Source organism: Enterobacter cloacae complex sp. ECL414 (assembly GCF_021869685.1).
Lineage (GTDB): Bacteria > Pseudomonadota > Gammaproteobacteria > Enterobacterales > Enterobacteriaceae > Enterobacter > Enterobacter kobei.
This window is the reverse complement of record NZ_CP091481.1, coordinates 979,672-994,976: the sequence shown is the minus strand read 5'-3', so window position 1 is coordinate 994,976 and position 15,305 is coordinate 979,672. Positions and strand designations below refer to the sequence as shown.

Genomic DNA, 15,305 nt, shown 5'->3' with positions numbered 1-15,305 from the left:
ACCTACAGGTACTACAGGATCAAGGGCGATAAAACGGCTTATCCCCCAAAATCGTCGCCCGCTGCATAATCCGACGCTGCGGCAGATAATCCGCATTGGCATAGTGCTGCGTCACGCGGTTATCCCAGATCGCGAGATCGTTCTCCTGCCAGCGCCAGCGCACCTGAAACTCCGGTTTGGTGATATGCGCAAACAGGAAGCGTAGCAGCGCCTCGCTCTCTTTTTCCGTCACGTCCACAATGCGCGTGGTAAACCCTTCGTTCACGAATAACGCCTGCTTGCCCGTGACCGGATGGGTACGCACCACCGGGTGCAGCAGCGGAGGATGTTTTGCAACCGCATCCAGCCAGCGCTGATGCTCCTCTTCGCTTTTACGGTACTTGTATTCCTGGAACGATTTTTTGAAATCGTGCTCCGCCCGCAGACCACTCAGCAGCGTCCGGAACGGTGCGGACAGCGCCTCGAAAGCCGCAATGCCGCTCGCCCACAGCGTATCGCCTCCGGTCTCCGGCAGCAATTTTGCCGCGAGGATCGCCCCTGCGGGCGGCGTCTCGATAAAGGTCACATCGGTGTGCCAGTTGTCATTATCCGGCGGATTATCGTTATGGGTATCCAGGACGATAATCTCCTCCACCCCTTCCGCATGCGGATAGACCGGATGGATATGCAGATCGCCAAAGCGTAGCGCCAGCGCGCGCTGCTGCTGCGGGGTGATCGCCTGCTCGCGCAGGAACACCACCTGATGGCGCAGCACCGCGTGATACAGCTGCTCGAACTGGTTATCGCTCAGCGGACGGGTTACATCCAGGCCCGACACCTGCGCGCCAATATACGGCCCCAGCGGGGTAATGGTCAGACGTTCACTCATTGTATTTCTCCATGCCAGGGCGTCAGACGACGCTGTAGAGCGCGCAGCCCCAGCTCTAATCCGAAGGCGATCGCGGCAATGACCGCGATCCCAGCCAGCACCACGTCAGTCGCCAGGAACTCTCCCGCCGACTGCACCATAAACCCTAATCCTCGCGTGGCGGCGATCAGCTCTGCCGCCACCAGCGTGGACCACCCCACCCCGAGGCCGATGCGCAGCCCGGTTAAGATCTCCGGCAGCGCGCCCGGTAAAATCACGAACAGCAGCACCTGTGTCCGGCTGGCGCCCAGCGACTGCGCCGCGCGGATCCGCACCTGCTGGGCACTTTTGACGCCCGCCAGCGCCGACATCGCAACCGGGGCGAAAATCGCCAGATAGATCAGCAGGATTTTTGACGTTTCACCGATGCCAAACCAAATTACCATCAGCGGCAGATAGGCCAGCGGCGGCACCGGGCGGTAAAGCTCAATCAGCGGATCGAGGATGCCGCGCACCGTCGGGCTTAAGCCCATCGCGATGCCAACCGGAATGCCGATCATCACCGCAGCCAGCAGCGCCACCAGAATGCGCGTCAGGCTTGCGCCCAGATGCTGCCAGAGCGTGGCATCCATAAACCCCTGCGGCCCGGCGATGGCAATAAGTTTGGCCAGCACCTGTCCCGGCGGCGGCAGAAACAGCGGGCTGATCCACTGCAGTGCCGCCACCAGCCACCACACCGCCAGTAACACCAGCAGCGTCCCGACGCTCAACGTGAGCTGGCGGGAGAACGGCCAGCGCAGCGCCTGACGCGTGCGGCGCGTTTTTTCACTGAAGACGATGCTCATGAGAAAGCCTCCCGTTGGTCAAACACGCGGCTTAGGATGTACTCACGCTGGTCGATAAACTGCGGATCGGATTTGATGCTGCGCACGGGTTCTCCGGCGACATAACGGCGCGCGAACTCGAGCGGCAAGCGTTCCACCACGCGCCCCGGCCCCGGCGATAACAGCACCAGCTCGGTCGCCATAAACACCGCTTCTTCGATGTCGTGGGTGATCAACAGGACCTGCTTGCCCGTCTCATGCCAGAGACGCAACAGCAGGGTTTGCATCTGCTCGCGAGTAAAAGCGTCCAGCGCGCCGAACGGCTCGTCCAGCAGCAACAGCTGCGGGTTTGCCGCCAGCGCACGGGCAATGCCGACACGCTGGCGCTGACCGCCGGAAAGCTGCCAGATAAAGCGTTTTTCCGCCCCTTCGAGACCCACTTTTTTCAGCATCTGCCGTGCCGTTTCCAGCCGCTGTTCGCGGTTCACCCCCGCAAGCTGTAGCCCAAACGCCACGTTTTCCTGCACGTTGCGCCAGGGGAGCAAACCTTCATTCTGGAAAACCACGCCGCGCTCGGCGCCGGGGCCTTCCACCTTTTTGCCTTCCAGTTGGATGGTGCCACGCTGATAAGGGACAAAACCGGCAATCAGATTCAGTAGCGTGGTTTTCCCACACCCGGAGGGGCCCAGCACCACCAGCAGTTCACCGCTGGCCAGCGTCAGGTTGATCTCCTCCAGCGCGGGTTTGCCGCCGTAATCGGCATACAGGTTCGTTATGCTCAGCATGGCGGACTCCTTATTTCACAAAGCGGTCGGTGACGTACTGGCTGTAATCCGCCGCTACCGCGGGCACTTTGCCCTGCGCTTTCAGGAAGGTGGCGGTATCGACAATCGCTTTGTTCACCGGCCCGGTCAGCTGCTGCACCTGCTGCGCAGGGGTCAGGTAGGTATTGCCTTTCACCAGCCCCGGCACGTCCGCTTCCGGCACGCCGCTCAGTCGGGCGAGTTTTTCCAGATTGGCGGGCTGCTTCAGCCATTCATCGGGATTACTGATATAAGGCTGCTGGGCGTCGAGGGCGCTTTTGGCAAAGGCTTTCACCACCTCGGGGTGTTTCTCAGCAAAGTCTTTGCGCACGACCCACACGTCGAGCGTCGGCGCGCCCCACTGGCCCACCTTTTCGGAGTCGGTCAGCACGGTGCCATCTTTTTCCAGCTCGTTCACGGCTGGGGCCCAGACATAGGCTCCGTCAATATCCCCACGCTGCCAGGCCGCGATTATCGCGGGTGGCTGGAGATTAAGAATCTGAACCTGCCCCGGCTTGATGCCCCAGTGTTTGAGCGCCGCCAGCAGGCTGTAGTGGGTGGTAGAGATAAACGGCACGGCGATGCGCTTGCCGATAAGGTCTTCCGGTTTGGTGATGTTTTTCTTCACCACCAGCGCTTCAGAGTTACCGAGCTGCGAGGCGAGCAGGAACACCTCAATCGGCACCTGCTGGCTGGCCGCGACCGCCAGCGGGCTGGATCCGATATTGCCGATCTGCACGTCGCCGGAGGCTAACGCACGCACGACGGACGCCCCGCTGTCGAACTTGCGCCAGTCGACGTTCGCGCCGCTCGCTTTGGCAAAGGTGTTATCCGCCTGCGCAACTTTTGCCGGTTCCGCAGAGGTTTGATACGCGACGGTGACGTCTACCGCCTGCGCCTGAAAGGCCCACAGCGCCAGCGCGCCGAGAAGTGTGATTCGCGATGAAATTGCCATAATATCTGCTCCCCTTGTTGTTATGAGGGCAGTATTTCCGGCGCGGGAATTTTGATAAAGGAATTAAAACGCATCGCTCATAACGATTCGTTTTTAGATAAAAAGTGGGAAAGGATAGTTGGTTTTGTGCGGTTGGTTTGTGCCGGGTGGCGCTACGCTTACCCGGCCTACAAATTGTGCTATCCGTAGGCCGGGTAAGGCGTAGCCGCCACCCGGCAGAGAAGTCAGCGCTTTGCGTTTAGCTCAGCAATATCCTTCGGTGTGGTGCGACAGCATCCACCGATTAATTTCGCTCCAGCCGCCAGCCACTGTGGCAAATAGCCCGCCAGCGTCTCGCACGCTTCGCCGTGGTGGTGCCAGGTTTTGGTCACCGCATCATAGTGCTCGCCCGAGTTCGGGTAGACCACCAGCGGCAGCGCCGTCAGGCTTTGCAGATGTTTCAACGCCGCGGTGGTGTTTTCCAGGGCGATGCAGTTGATACCCAGCGCGACAATGTGCGGGGAGTTTGCCAGCACGTCGACCACCTCACGCAGCGGCGTGCCGTCGCTCAGGTGCTCGCTATCACGCAGGGTAAACGAGAACCACGCCCGGGCGCGAGGATACTCCGCCAGAAGCGCCGCCAGCGCCTTAATTTCCCCAAACGAAGGCAGCGTTTCGCAGGCCAGCAGGTCTGCCCCCGCATCCAGCAGCGCTTCCACGCGCGGGCGGTGGAAGGCGGTAAACGCCTCGGCGCTGCGCACGTAGTCGCCGCGATATTCCGAACCATCTGCCAGATACGCGCCGTACGGCCCCACGGAGCCTGCCACCAGCAGCGTACCTGCGTGCGGGTTTTCAGCCAGATACGCTTCGCGCGCCTTACGCGCCAGTTCCACGCTTTTGCCAATCAACGCCCGGGACTGTGCCTCGTCCAGCCCGCGTGCCGCGAAGCCCGCGGGCGTGGCCTGGTAGCTGGCAGTGATCGCCACCTGCGCCCCTGCGCGGTAATAATCAAGATGCACTTCGCGGATAAGTTCCGGGTTTTCTACCAGCACTTTGGCAGACCAGAGGCTGTCTGCAAGGTTACACCCGCGCGCTTCCAGCTCCGTTGCCATCGCCCCATCCAGCACCACAAACGGCTGTTTTTCGAGAAGGGCGGTAAGCGGATTATTCTGCGACATGTTCAGGCTCCTGCGATGTCATATTTCGGGTCAGGTAGTACGCACCATAACACAGGGCGACAAACGGAAGCCCGCAATAAAGGGCAATACGCTGGCTCGGGTCAAACCACAGGCCGACACAGGCAACCACGCAGAGAATAAAACCGAGTACCGGCACCAGCGGATACCACGGCGCACGATACTGCAACGCAGAGAGCGGCTGGCCGGACTGCAGATGTCGGCGACGGAAAACGAAGTGCGACGCGCAGATGCTGATCCAGACCGCCACCACCGCAAAGCCGGAAATGGCCGAGAGCGCGACAAACACCGTGTCCGGGGCGATAACGCTTGAGAACAGCGCCAGCACGCCACCGAGCATGGAAACCGAAAGCGCCGTCAACGGCACGCCATTTTTGTTCACCCGGGCAAAGCAGCGCGGCAACGTTTTTTCGTTAGAGAGCGACCACAGCATGCGCCCGGAGGCATACAACCCGGAGTTGGCCGCCGAGAGGATCGCCGTCAGGATCACGAAGTTAAAGATATCTGCCGCGTAAGGAATACCGACCTTCTCAAACACCAGCACGAACGGGCTCTTTTCCACGCCCGCCTGCTGCATCGGGATCAGCGCCGCCAGTACAAACACGGTGCCGATAAAGAAGATAATCAGCCGCGCGATGGTGGTGCGGATTGCGACCGGAATGACCTTGTGCGGATTTTGGGTTTCGCCCGCCGCGATACCAATAAGTTCGGTGCCGGAGAAGGCAAAGTTCACCGCCACCATGGTCATCAGGATCGGCAGGCCGCCGTGCGGGAACCAGCCCTCAGCGGTAATGTTGCTTAACCCCGGCGCAGGTGAACCGTCCTGCATCGGGATAAAGCCAAAGACCGCCGCCCCGCCGAGGATAATAAAGGCGATGATGGTGATAACTTTCACCAGCGAGAACCAGAATTCGCCTTCAGCAAAGAAGCGCGTGGAGATGACGTTAAGGCCAAAAATCACCACGCAGAAGACCACGCACCACGTCCAGACGGGCACCTGCGGGAACCAGTACTGCATGCAGAACCCGGCGGCGGTAAAGCTCGACCCGAGCGCCACCGTCCAGGTGAGCCAGTAGAGCCACGCCACGGTGTAGCCCGTCGCCGGACCAAGATAACGGGCGGCATAGACGTGGAACGCGCCGGTTTCCGGCATCGCCACGGAAAGCTCACCAAGACACTGCATCACCAGCCAGACCACCAGCGCGCCAATCAGGTATGCCAGCAGCGTGCCCGCCGCCCCGGTCGTGGAAATGATATAGCCCGTATTAAAAAATAACCCTGTCCCAATCACGCCGCCCAGCGAGAGCATAATCAGGTGGCGTGTTTTCATGGTGCGCTTCAGCTGCCCATTTTCTTGTTGTGTTTGCATATTACCTTCTATACGTATGGACATCTAAACATCCAAAGAAGGTGTTATACCGCGATTGTTAATAAAAAGCTAGATGACCAGACGCAAACGAGCGCGCCGCGCACTGAGTCTGGGGTGGGATGTCAGGATGACATAGAGAAAAGGACGCCAGGCCATAAGCACCTCCGCAAGCTGATATGTACATCATGGTGCGGGAAGAGACGATCTTCGGTCAGTCGAAAGTGGGATCCGCGAAGAGTGGATTCATACCGCAACACTGTCCACAGGACAGGTAAGGCGCAAAGGTTGGTAATTCTCACAATCAGTTCTATAGTCGAACAGTTTCTTAGTAACCAGGAATGACTGATGCGCTTTAACGGACTGACCAAAGGTTTCTTTATTTTCATCCTCGCCCTTGTGACCTGGGCCTTCTTCGACGTGCTGTCGCCCTACTTCTCCGCAATACTGTGGGCCGCTATTCTGACCGTGATTTTTAACCCGGTAAAAAACAAGCTGCGCACCGCGCTGGGGGATCGCAACGGGCTGGCCTCGCTGCTGACCATCGGCATTATCTGCCTGATCGTCTTTATTCCGCTGATGGTGATCCTCTCCTCACTCGCCATTGAGCTGAACATGGTGTACACGAAGCTTCAGGAGAACAACACGCAGTTCCCGGAAGTGGTGGCGAGCATCTTTAACCACCTTCCGGACTGGGCCAGCGGCTTCCTCGCGGATCACAACCTGAACAACGCGGCGCAGATCCAGAAAAAACTCTCCGATGTTGCGCTGCAGGGCGGGCAGTATCTGGCGGGTAGCGCGTTTCTGATCGGCAAAGGTACGTTTGGCTTTGCGATTAGCTTCGGCATCATGCTTTATCTGCTGTTCTTCCTGCTGAAAGACGGACCGTATCTGGTGCGCCAGATCCTCGACTCCCTGCCCCTGTCTGATTTCGCCAAACAACACCTGTTCGCTAAATTTGTCGGCGTATCGCGTGCCACGGTAAAAGGCACGGCGGCGGTGGCGGTGGTCCAGGGCATACTCGGCGGGATTGCGTTTGCCATTGTGGGCCTCGACGGGAGCGTCCTCTGGGGCGCGCTGATGGCTTTCCTCTCGCTGGTACCCGCCATCGGTTCGGCGATTGTCTGGGTCCCTGCCGCCATCTTCCTCTTCGCCACGCACCAGATCTGGCAGGGGCTGTTCATTGTCGGCTTCTTTGTGATTGTCGTCGGACTGGTGGACAACATCCTGCGACCGCTGCTGGTGGGTAAAGACACCAAAATGCCGGACTATCTGATACTGATCTCCACCCTCGGCGGCATGGAGCTGTACGGCATTAATGGCTTTGTCATTGGGCCGCTGATTGCCGCGCTGTTTATCGCCTGCTGGAACCTCTTCTCCGGCCGCGACCACGAAGGAAATGCTGAAGAGCTGGATGCCGATTTCATTGAAGAGGGAAAAAACCCTCCAGATTTGTAAGGATGTGACGATATAGACCCCACCAGGCGGCACTGTGCCGCCTTTTTTTCGCCTTAAATCAGCCGTTTTCTATAATCTGAAGAACGCCATCCTCTTCAAGTTGTAAAAGGATCACCAGGTGCGAATCGCGACAATTACTAACTGGGCCTATGGTGCCACGGTCTGCCTGACCATTGCGTCCGGCATTATCATGCTGCTGGCTTCCGGGGCCGACACCGCCGAGCGTCAGGCCATTGAACAGCGTCAACGTTTTGATGAGCTGACGGAAAATATTGAAACTGATGCCTGGGTACAGTCCGATTTAGCGCGCCTGTACGTCGTCAAAAAAGATCCTCAAATCCTCAAAGAGTATAACCAGTCAGAGAATAGCCTGAAGCACATCGAGCTGAAGCTGGAAAAACTGCAGGACGCTGGCGCATCGGATGACGAGCTTGCCCTGCTGCATGAAGGCTTAAAGATTGTTGATGAGCTGCAGGACGAACAGCAAATGGCCCTGGCGAACACGGCGCGGGGTGAAGACGCTCAGGCCATCGCCCTGCTCTATGGTGCCTCTTATGAGCAAGAGCTTGAGCGCGCCCAGAACCAGATCGATCACTTTCGCCAGATACTCGACAAACGTGTGATCACGTCCGTACGGGAGGCGACAAAAAAATCGAAAGCGCTGCGAACGACCTCTGAGTTGATGGTTGGCCTCACCGCCCTGCTGTTCCTGTTTGTGCTTGGCTTTATATTAAAACGCCGCGTGCTGCGTCCGGTCGTGCGCCTGAGCGACGTGGTGCACCGCCTGGCATCACAGGACTACGCGGTGGAAACGCCCAACTTCAACCAGATTGATGAGATCGGCGATATGGCGCAGGCCATCCGCATCTTCCGTGAAAACGGCCTTGCGCGCCAGCGTCTGGAAAAAGAGCGCGATGCCGACTGGGCCATCCGCGAGCTGCTGGCGCGCATGACCCAGAGGCTGCAGGGATGTGAGAACGTTAACGATGTGATTAACGTGGCGGAGTTGTTTGCGCCCAATATTGCACCGGGGATCCCTGGCCGACTCTACGTTCTCGACCGGGATCCGTGGCAGATGCGCTGCGTCGCGCAATGGCTTGCGCCGGTGGGTGACGAGACAACGTTCCACCCTGACGAGTGCTGGGCCGTGCGTCGTGGTCAGAGCCATCCGCCGGTCAACGGTGAGCCGGATATCGCCTGCTATCACCTGCAGGAAGAGACGGCGAACAGCGCGCTGTGCGTGCCGCTTATCGCCCAGGGGGAGGCCATTGGCTTGCTCTCTTTCCAGAACATCAACGCGGACAATGCCCCTTCCCGCCCGTATCTTGAACTGATGGCTGAGGCGCTCGGACTGGCGCTGGCGAACCAACGTCTGCGCGACGCGTTACTGGAAAAAGCCCTGTTTGACCCGCTCACCGGCCTGCGTAATCGCCATCATCTGGAAGACACCCTGCACACCCAGATGGCACAAGCCATGCGTAACGATGAACCGGTTAGCTGCCTGATGATCGACATCGATCACTTCAAGAGCATTAATGACCGTTTCGGCCATGAGGCCGGAGACCTGGTCATTAAAAGCGTGGCGCTGATTGTTCAGCGGGCCGGGCATGACAGCGGGCTGGCCTTTCGCTTCGGGGGGGAGGAGTTTCTGGTACTGCTTCCCGGCGCCGGAGAAGCAGAAGCGCATGCCTGTGCGCAGAAGATTTATGACGGTGTGCGTGCGCTGTCGCTGCGTTACGGCCTCTCAGAGATTGGGCCGGTGGATGTCTCAATTGGTATTGCCAGCTATCCAGAGCATGCCCAGAGCGACAACCTGCTGCGCGCCGCGGATGTCGCCTTATACCGGGCGAAAGAGCTGGGCCGGGCGCGGATTGTGAGTTTTGGGATGCTGGAAGCGGGTTAAGGATAGACTCTTATTCATGACTCATGATGTTCATGACATTGTTCTGACGCCAGAAGATCAATCATGGCCCGTGTGGCTGCTGACTGGCGTCGATGGGGCGCATAGATGAGCGAGAAAGGTCGCGATCGTCCACGAAGTTGCGGAAGTATCTCAACTAACTGGCCGCGCTGTATCTTCTCGCGGACAATGAATTCGTAGCTCTGACAGATCCCCATTCCATGTTCAGCCAGCGAAACCACGCCAAGGACATCATCTGAAATCTCGATGGTTGAATCTGGCTGCCAGTCAACATCCCGCTCATCCACGCGAAATACCCAGGGCGCAATACGGCCGGTACGCGGCATAATAAAAGGCAGGCACATATGCTGCCGCAGTTCATCGAGCGTCTGCGGCATTCCCATGCGATGAAGGTAAGCGGGTGAAGCAACCAACAGCAGTGCCGCATCCTGCAATTTACGCGCGACGAATCCACTGTCAGGCATTTGACCCAGGCGAATAGCCAGGTCGAATCCCTCAGCGATCAGGTCGACATTGCGATTGGTAATGTTCAGCTCCACCTGAACGCGCGGAAACTGTTGGGAAAAGCGGGCCAGCAAGGGCGGCAGACAATAATGCCCATAGGTGGTCGGGACGCTGATCCGTACCCGGCCAGTCAGATCCCCCTCCTGCCCCCGGCCATCGCGTTCGGCGTCATCAAGCAGGGAAAAAGCAGAACGCGCCTGCTCAAGATAAATCCGTCCGGCTTCCGTTAGCCCCACACGACGTGTGGTGCGTTGCAATAGCTGTCGTCCAAGACGCACTTCAAGACGGGAGACCGCACGACTCAACACCGAGGGCGTGGTTGAAAGGGCGACCGCTGCAGCGGTAAAGGATCCATGTTCAACAACAGTAATGAAGACCTCAACATCGCCGAGATAATCGAATTTTCTGCTCATTTTGCTCTTTCAGGAACAAATGTTTTTCATTTTCGCTAATTTATCTCCGTTTGAGCGATGAGTAAAGTAGCCGCACTTGTTACCAAAAGGCAAAAACGATGGATCTTCAACTCAACGGTAAGACAGCACTTGTTACAGGGGCCACCGCAGGCATTGGGCTGGCTATCGCCAGTACCCTTGCGCGCGAAGGTGTTGCCGTCACGATTACCGGACGCGATCGGGAAAAACTGCACAATGCGGTAGCGAAAATTGCTCAGGCAGCTCCCCAGGCCCGGGTATCAGCCATTGTCGCCGATCTGGCTAACGCTGAAGGTGCAGAAGCGCTGATTAAGGCCTGTACGGATACCGATATTCTTATCAATAACCTGGGTTTTTATGAAGCCACCCCTTTCGCTGATATCACCGACGAGGAATGGCTACGCATGTTCAACATTAACGTGATGTCAGGCGTTCGTCTTTCACGGCATTACTTCCCACGCATGCTAGCACGCAACTGGGGCCGGGTGATTTTTATGTCCAGCGAAGTTGGCGCTTTCACTCCGCCAGACATGGTGCATTACGGCGTCAGTAAATCAGCTCAACTCGCCGTATCGCGAGGAATGGCAGAGCTGACGAAGGGTACCGGCGTAACGGTCAACAGCGTACTGCCATCGGCAACCCGCTCTGACGGAATCATTGATTACCTGCGCCAGACAGCGCCTGAACCTGGCATGACAGACCAGCAGATTGAAGCGCATTTCTTCCAGACCTACCGCCCCAGTTCCCTGATCGCGCGAATGATCGAGGCTGATGAGATAGCCGCTATGGTCGCGCTACTGGCAAGCCCACTCGGCGCGGCATCAAACGGGGCTGCGGTACGCGTCGAAGGCGGAACGTTCCGCTCCATTCTTTGATACCGCATTAAGAAACCGCGTCTTACTCACATCACCGGAGCATGTATGTCCTACCGTATCGGTACTTTCCCCGCCATTGCAATGGCGGCATTGTTCTCTTTCGCAAGCTGCGCCAGCGCGGCGGATCAGATGCCTCTTGAGCACTGGCGCAGCTACTCAGGCGTAAGCTGGGATAAACCTGAAAACGTGCAAATGCCAGCCGTGTTTTCCGGGTCGGTGAATGCCCCCTTAGCAGGCATTCACTTTGATGCAAAGGGCCGGGCCTTTGTCAGCACGCCCCGACTGATTTCAGCCAGCGCCCCCGCCACGTTGAATATTCTCGACACCGATCCTCAGTCCGGACCCGCGCGCCTGACAGCATTTCCGTCCCGCGAGCGTAATGCGGTTGATTCCGCTCCCGATCAGAACCTGCGCAACGTGCTCGGCTTTTATGTTGATCGTAAAAACGGCTGGTTATGGGCGCTGGATATGGGGTTCATCGCGGGAGAAACGGAATCCCCTTCAGGCTCGCAGAAATTGGTCGTACTGGATCTCGACTCGGGCCGAACGGTTAAACGTATCCCCCTGGACGGCGTGGCCGACCGTAAGGCAAGTTTCCTTAATGATGTCGTTGTCGATGAGAATCATCGTATCGCATACATTTCCGACAGCGGGTCGCGCAGTGCGCCTGAAAACCGTGTCGGCCTGATCGTCGTTGATTTCGCCACCGGCACAGCCCGACGCGTGCTGAATAGTCACCCTGCCCTGCAGATTGAACCGGGGGTAAACGTCATTTCCCATGGCGCGGAGGTATGGCCAGGTAAACCGCTATTGATTGGTATCAACGGCATTGCGCTGTCTCCCGATGCAGAAACATTGTACTGGACGGTGACGACGGGAACACATGCATACGCGGTGCCCACTGCCGTGCTGAAGCAACATGATTCAACTGATGCGCAGATTGCCGCTCAAATTCAGAATCTGGGCACGGTGGGAGGTAATACTGACGGTTTGGTGACCGATGCAAAAGGCTACCTCTATATTACAGATGTCACCCATAACGGCATTGTCAGATATGATCCGAAGACCCGTAAAATGTTACTTATTGCTGCAAATGAAGCCATAAAGTGGCCAGACACACCGGCTATTCGCCCGGACGGTGACCTGATCTTCACATCAAGTAGCCTTAATGACCACTTCGCTGGAATGGTCAAACCAGGCCATGAACGGTACGATCTGTGGCGCTTGCGACAGGACACGAACCCGCCGATGAACACTCGCTAATATGGCTGCGCCACCCCATGGGTGGCGCTTTTTTAGCTGTGATGGGCAGGTAAAATCTGTGTCGTGAGAAAATAACGCTCATTTAAAACGATTATTTTTTAAACGCAAAAGAGCTTATTCAAGTAACGTTAGTTTGTCTCAAAATTTCAGTAGCACCATCCACAAATCAAACACCCTACCCCAAAACCACCCAACCCATTGTTTTTAATGGTTTTTACTAAACTAAACGTGCAGTAACAACCGCTACTCAACAAAATATGTAAACTACTGTGATAACTAAATTATAATTCATATACTTCGTTAAAAAAGTGGGGGTCAAAATGAGATTAACCTTAATGCTGTTGTGCTGTCTGGTGCCAACTTTAGCCTGGGCAGGTGAACTGCCAAAACCTGTTGGAAAACCTATTTTGACGATTTACGGTAATATAGAAAATACCAACGAAGAGGGAAAAGCAGTGTTTGATCTCGCCAGCCTTGAAGAACTAGGGATGGTGAGTTTCGAGACGACATCGCCCTGGTATAACGGACGTACAAAGTTTGAGGGTGTCCCTATGAGAAAACTCATGGATTATGTGGGGGCAAAGGGTACTAACGTTAACGTCATTGCGCTCAATGATTACTCTACCGTCATCCCTCTTAGCGACTTCAAAAAATACAACGCCATACTTGCCTTAAAGGTCAATGGCGAATATATGCGCATCCGCGACAAAGGCCCGTCGTTCATTGTTTACCCTTATGACAGTCTTCCTGAGTTGAATAATCAAATTTATTATTCGCGTTCAGCATGGCAGGTTAGCAAAATGAAGATTGAGTAGCAGTTCAGGAGAACATAATGAACAGGATACTGGTTGGTATCATTTTTTCTCTTTTTATCACGACAGGATATATTGCATTCCTTGTTTACGATCGACAGCAGGAGTTGCAAAAACTGACTCAATACACCGAGTCCTGGTCCGTGGCTCAACTGGTATCAGAGTATTACCGATTTGAATCATGGCTTGGTCTATACGCAACCGATACCGATGACGTTACGATAGACCAGGTCCGCATGCGTCTTGAAATTATGCTAAGCCAGAGCGATTTAATGAACGGCGGGGATTTAGGTCGCTATATTGACAGCGATAAAATGCACCAGGAACTCGCTTCGCGTTTAGAGAAAATACTGGCGTATCTGGATGGCAATCTCGAAAAAATGAGCCATTCGGAGTTACAGGCATACCTGAAAAATATGCATATGCTTGATGCGCCGCTCAGCCAACTTTCGGCCACGGCATTAACAAAAGATATTAATACAGTTAATGAATCAAACAGAAAAATCCAAATCCTGTATTATATTTACTCCGCACTTTCATTACTTCTGGTGATTTTAAGCTTTATTCTGGGCTTTTTAATGATCTACCAGAATAAAAACATTCTCAAAGCCCACATGCAGGTTAAAAGCCTGGCTGACGAACTACAGATATCAAAAGAAACGCTGCAGATTCAGAACGCGAAGCTGGAGTATGATGTTTATCATGATTCCCTGACCGGTATGAAAAACCGCCTTTTCTTCTGGGACGATCTCAACAAAATTAATCTTCAGGCGGATAAAAACCATATCCCCGTCACGGTAATGTTATTTGATTTAGACCGGTTTAAAGAGGTCAACGATACCTATGGTCATGATGCCGGAGATTTACTGCTGAACCAGGTCTCCCGCCGCCTTACCTCAATGAGCAGCGCGACGGATACGTTTTACCGTTTGGGTGGCGACGAGTTTGCCCTTCTCTCCAGCGGCCTGACGGAAAGCGCTGCGGTTTCGCGCGCCAAAGAGATCAGCGATCATATCAGCCAGCCCTATACGATTAATAACCAGCTGATAAAAATTGCCACCTGCGTGGGTATTGTTTTATCGGATAACGAACGACGCTCTGATTATCTTTACAAGTTTGCCGATCTCGCCCTCTACGAAGCCAAAAAAGAGGGCTCGCAGCAGATAAAAGTCTTCCGTCAGTGGATGCTGCAAAAACTGCAGGAAAGCAGAACCCTTGAACATGATATGGCGCTGGCGCTCGATCATCATGAATTTGTTGTGTATTACCAGCCTATTGTCGATGCATTCAGCAATGATATTTACGGCTATGAAGCGCTTATTCGCTGGATACACCCGCAGAAGGGAATACTGTCGCCGGATTACTTTATCTCTGTCGCTGAAAAAACAGGGATGATCAATGAGATCGGTAAAAATGTGCTTGAGCTTGCCTGCCGGGAGGCCGTTTCCTGGGCGGTTCCGGCACGGATCTCGGTGAACGTCTCGCCTGTTCAGTTAGGCACGAAATCCTTTACGGCGATGGTGCAATCTATTCTGAAAGAGACTGGGCTACCGGCCAATCGCCTTGAGTTAGAAGTCACCGAGTCTTCACTCTTCAGTGACAGCAACACGCCAGTCACTATTCTCAAAAAGCTCAGATCGCTGGGGGTAAGAATTTCGATCGATGATTTCGGTACCGGGTATTCATCGCTCTCACGGCTCAGTGAACTCAACTTTGATAAAATCAAAATAGATAAATCCTTTGTGAATCCCATCTCCACGCAAGATGATGCGCTGAATATCGTTAAGCTGATCGCCGGTATGGCGAAGAGTCTTAATATGAGGGTCATTGCAGAAGGTGTCGAAACCGAAGCTCAGCTTGAACGTCTTCAGGCGCTTGGCTGCGACCTCGTGCAGGGCTATCTGTTCGGGAAACCGCAGGCTGAAGTCGACAAAAAAATAAAAAGCGGTGCAGCGTGATCCCACCGGGATCACACTTTTCAGCCGTGGGTATTCACATCCCCTCACCAGCTGTTACCATTCACCCCGTAAATACCTTTCAACTCAACCCGAGGCTTTGATGCTGGAGAATG

13 protein-coding genes are annotated in these 15,305 nt (G+C 55.4%); 6 read left to right on the top strand and 7 right to left on the bottom strand.

All coding sequences use genetic code 11. From position 1 onward, the window contains the following. Window positions 1–19: 19 nt before the first annotated feature. The 6 genes from tauD to mmuP form a co-directional block, all read right to left on the bottom strand. A complete protein-coding gene (tauD, locus tag L3068_RS04560) occupies window positions 20–868 on the bottom strand; it encodes a taurine dioxygenase (RefSeq protein ID WP_023332207.1) in 849 nt (282 codons plus the stop codon). Further along, on the bottom strand, window positions 865–1,692 hold the full coding sequence (gene tauC / locus L3068_RS04555; RefSeq protein ID WP_014882718.1) for a taurine ABC transporter permease TauC: 828 nt from the start codon (window positions 1,690–1,692) through the stop codon (window positions 865–867). The genes tauD and tauC overlap by 4 nt, the downstream gene beginning before the upstream one ends. Beyond that, window positions 1,689–2,456: a taurine ABC transporter ATP-binding subunit gene (gene tauB / locus L3068_RS04550; RefSeq protein WP_014882717.1), complete on the bottom strand. Its 768-nt coding sequence runs from the start codon at window positions 2,454–2,456 to the stop codon at window positions 1,689–1,691. Before tauB ends, tauC begins: the two co-directional genes overlap by 4 nt. 10 nt (window positions 2,457–2,466) lie before the next feature. Beyond that, window positions 2,467–3,429, bottom strand: coding sequence for a taurine ABC transporter substrate-binding protein (gene tauA / locus L3068_RS04545; protein ID WP_032637373.1), 963 nt, complete (start codon window positions 3,427–3,429; stop codon window positions 2,467–2,469). Between the two features lie 224 nt (window positions 3,430–3,653). Then, window positions 3,654–4,586: a homocysteine S-methyltransferase gene (mmuM, locus tag L3068_RS04540; RefSeq protein WP_032637374.1), complete on the bottom strand. Its 933-nt coding sequence runs from the start codon at window positions 4,584–4,586 to the stop codon at window positions 3,654–3,656. Further along, a complete protein-coding gene (mmuP, locus tag L3068_RS04535; protein ID WP_014882714.1) occupies window positions 4,573–5,973 on the bottom strand; it encodes an S-methylmethionine permease in 1,401 nt (466 codons plus the stop codon). The genes mmuM and mmuP overlap by 14 nt, the downstream gene beginning before the upstream one ends. A 345-nt stretch (window positions 5,974–6,318) precedes the next feature. Between mmuP and L3068_RS04530 the strand changes: the two genes are divergently transcribed. Together L3068_RS04530 and L3068_RS04525 are read left to right on the top strand one after the other, a co-directional pair. Continuing rightward, window positions 6,319–7,428, top strand: coding sequence for an AI-2E family transporter (locus L3068_RS04530; RefSeq protein ID WP_032637376.1), 1,110 nt, complete (start codon window positions 6,319–6,321; stop codon window positions 7,426–7,428). Window positions 7,429–7,546: 118 nt separating this feature from the next. Continuing rightward, window positions 7,547–9,331 (top strand): diguanylate cyclase, encoded by a 1,785-nt coding sequence (locus L3068_RS04525; RefSeq protein WP_063861261.1) that lies wholly within the window; start codon window positions 7,547–7,549, stop codon window positions 9,329–9,331. Between the two features lie 14 nt (window positions 9,332–9,345). Here L3068_RS04525 and L3068_RS04520 read toward each other — a convergent pair whose 3' ends face one another. Continuing rightward, on the bottom strand, window positions 9,346–10,266 hold the full coding sequence (locus L3068_RS04520) for a LysR family transcriptional regulator (RefSeq protein WP_117581179.1): 921 nt from the start codon (window positions 10,264–10,266) through the stop codon (window positions 9,346–9,348). A gap of 98 nt (window positions 10,267–10,364) precedes the next feature. Between L3068_RS04520 and L3068_RS04515 the strand changes: the two genes are divergently transcribed. The 4 genes from L3068_RS04515 (at window position 10,365) to L3068_RS04500 (ending at window position 15,192) form a co-directional block, all read left to right on the top strand. Beyond that, window positions 10,365–11,159, top strand: coding sequence for an SDR family NAD(P)-dependent oxidoreductase (locus tag L3068_RS04515; RefSeq protein ID WP_023332201.1), 795 nt, complete (start codon window positions 10,365–10,367; stop codon window positions 11,157–11,159). A 45-nt stretch (window positions 11,160–11,204) separates the two neighbouring features. Continuing rightward, window positions 11,205–12,422 (top strand): L-dopachrome tautomerase-related protein, encoded by a 1,218-nt coding sequence (locus tag L3068_RS04510; RefSeq protein WP_014882709.1) that lies wholly within the window; start codon window positions 11,205–11,207, stop codon window positions 12,420–12,422. A gap of 320 nt (window positions 12,423–12,742) precedes the next feature. Continuing rightward, window positions 12,743–13,237 carry a putative pterin-binding protein gene (locus L3068_RS04505; protein ID WP_117581181.1) on the top strand — a complete coding sequence of 165 codons (495 nt, stop codon included), beginning with the start codon at window positions 12,743–12,745 and terminating at the stop codon, window positions 13,235–13,237. 17 nt (window positions 13,238–13,254) lie between these two features. Continuing rightward, window positions 13,255–15,192, top strand: coding sequence for a putative bifunctional diguanylate cyclase/phosphodiesterase (locus tag L3068_RS04500; protein ID WP_045269293.1), 1,938 nt, complete (start codon window positions 13,255–13,257; stop codon window positions 15,190–15,192). Window positions 15,193–15,305: the final 113 nt, after the last annotated feature.

Bases quoted from the DNA above. Each gene is read 5' to 3' on its own strand.
- tauD (WP_023332207.1), bottom strand. From the start codon at position 868: ATGAGTGAACGTCTGACCATTACCCCGCTGGGGCCGTATATTGGCGCG.
- tauC (WP_014882718.1), bottom strand. From the start codon at position 1,692: ATGAGCATCGTCTTCAGTGAAAAAACGCGCCGCACGCGTCAGGCGCTG.
- tauB (WP_014882717.1), bottom strand. From the start codon at position 2,456: ATGCTGAGCATAACGAACCTGTATGCCGATTACGGCGGCAAACCCGCG.
- tauA (WP_032637373.1), bottom strand. From the start codon at position 3,429: ATGGCAATTTCATCGCGAATCACACTTCTCGGCGCGCTGGCGCTGTGG.
- mmuM (WP_032637374.1), bottom strand. From the start codon at position 4,586: ATGTCGCAGAATAATCCGCTTACCGCCCTTCTCGAAAAACAGCCGTTT.
- mmuP (WP_014882714.1), bottom strand. From the start codon at position 5,973: ATGCAAACACAACAAGAAAATGGGCAGCTGAAGCGCACCATGAAAACA.
- L3068_RS04530 (WP_032637376.1), top strand. From the start codon at position 6,319: ATGCGCTTTAACGGACTGACCAAAGGTTTCTTTATTTTCATCCTCGCC.
- L3068_RS04520 (WP_117581179.1), bottom strand. From the start codon at position 10,266: ATGAGCAGAAAATTCGATTATCTCGGCGATGTTGAGGTCTTCATTACT.
- L3068_RS04515 (WP_023332201.1), top strand. From the start codon at position 10,365: ATGGATCTTCAACTCAACGGTAAGACAGCACTTGTTACAGGGGCCACC.
- L3068_RS04510 (WP_014882709.1), top strand. From the start codon at position 11,205: ATGTCCTACCGTATCGGTACTTTCCCCGCCATTGCAATGGCGGCATTG.
- L3068_RS04505 (WP_117581181.1), top strand. From the start codon at position 12,743: ATGAGATTAACCTTAATGCTGTTGTGCTGTCTGGTGCCAACTTTAGCC.
- L3068_RS04500 (WP_045269293.1), top strand. From the start codon at position 13,255: ATGAACAGGATACTGGTTGGTATCATTTTTTCTCTTTTTATCACGACA.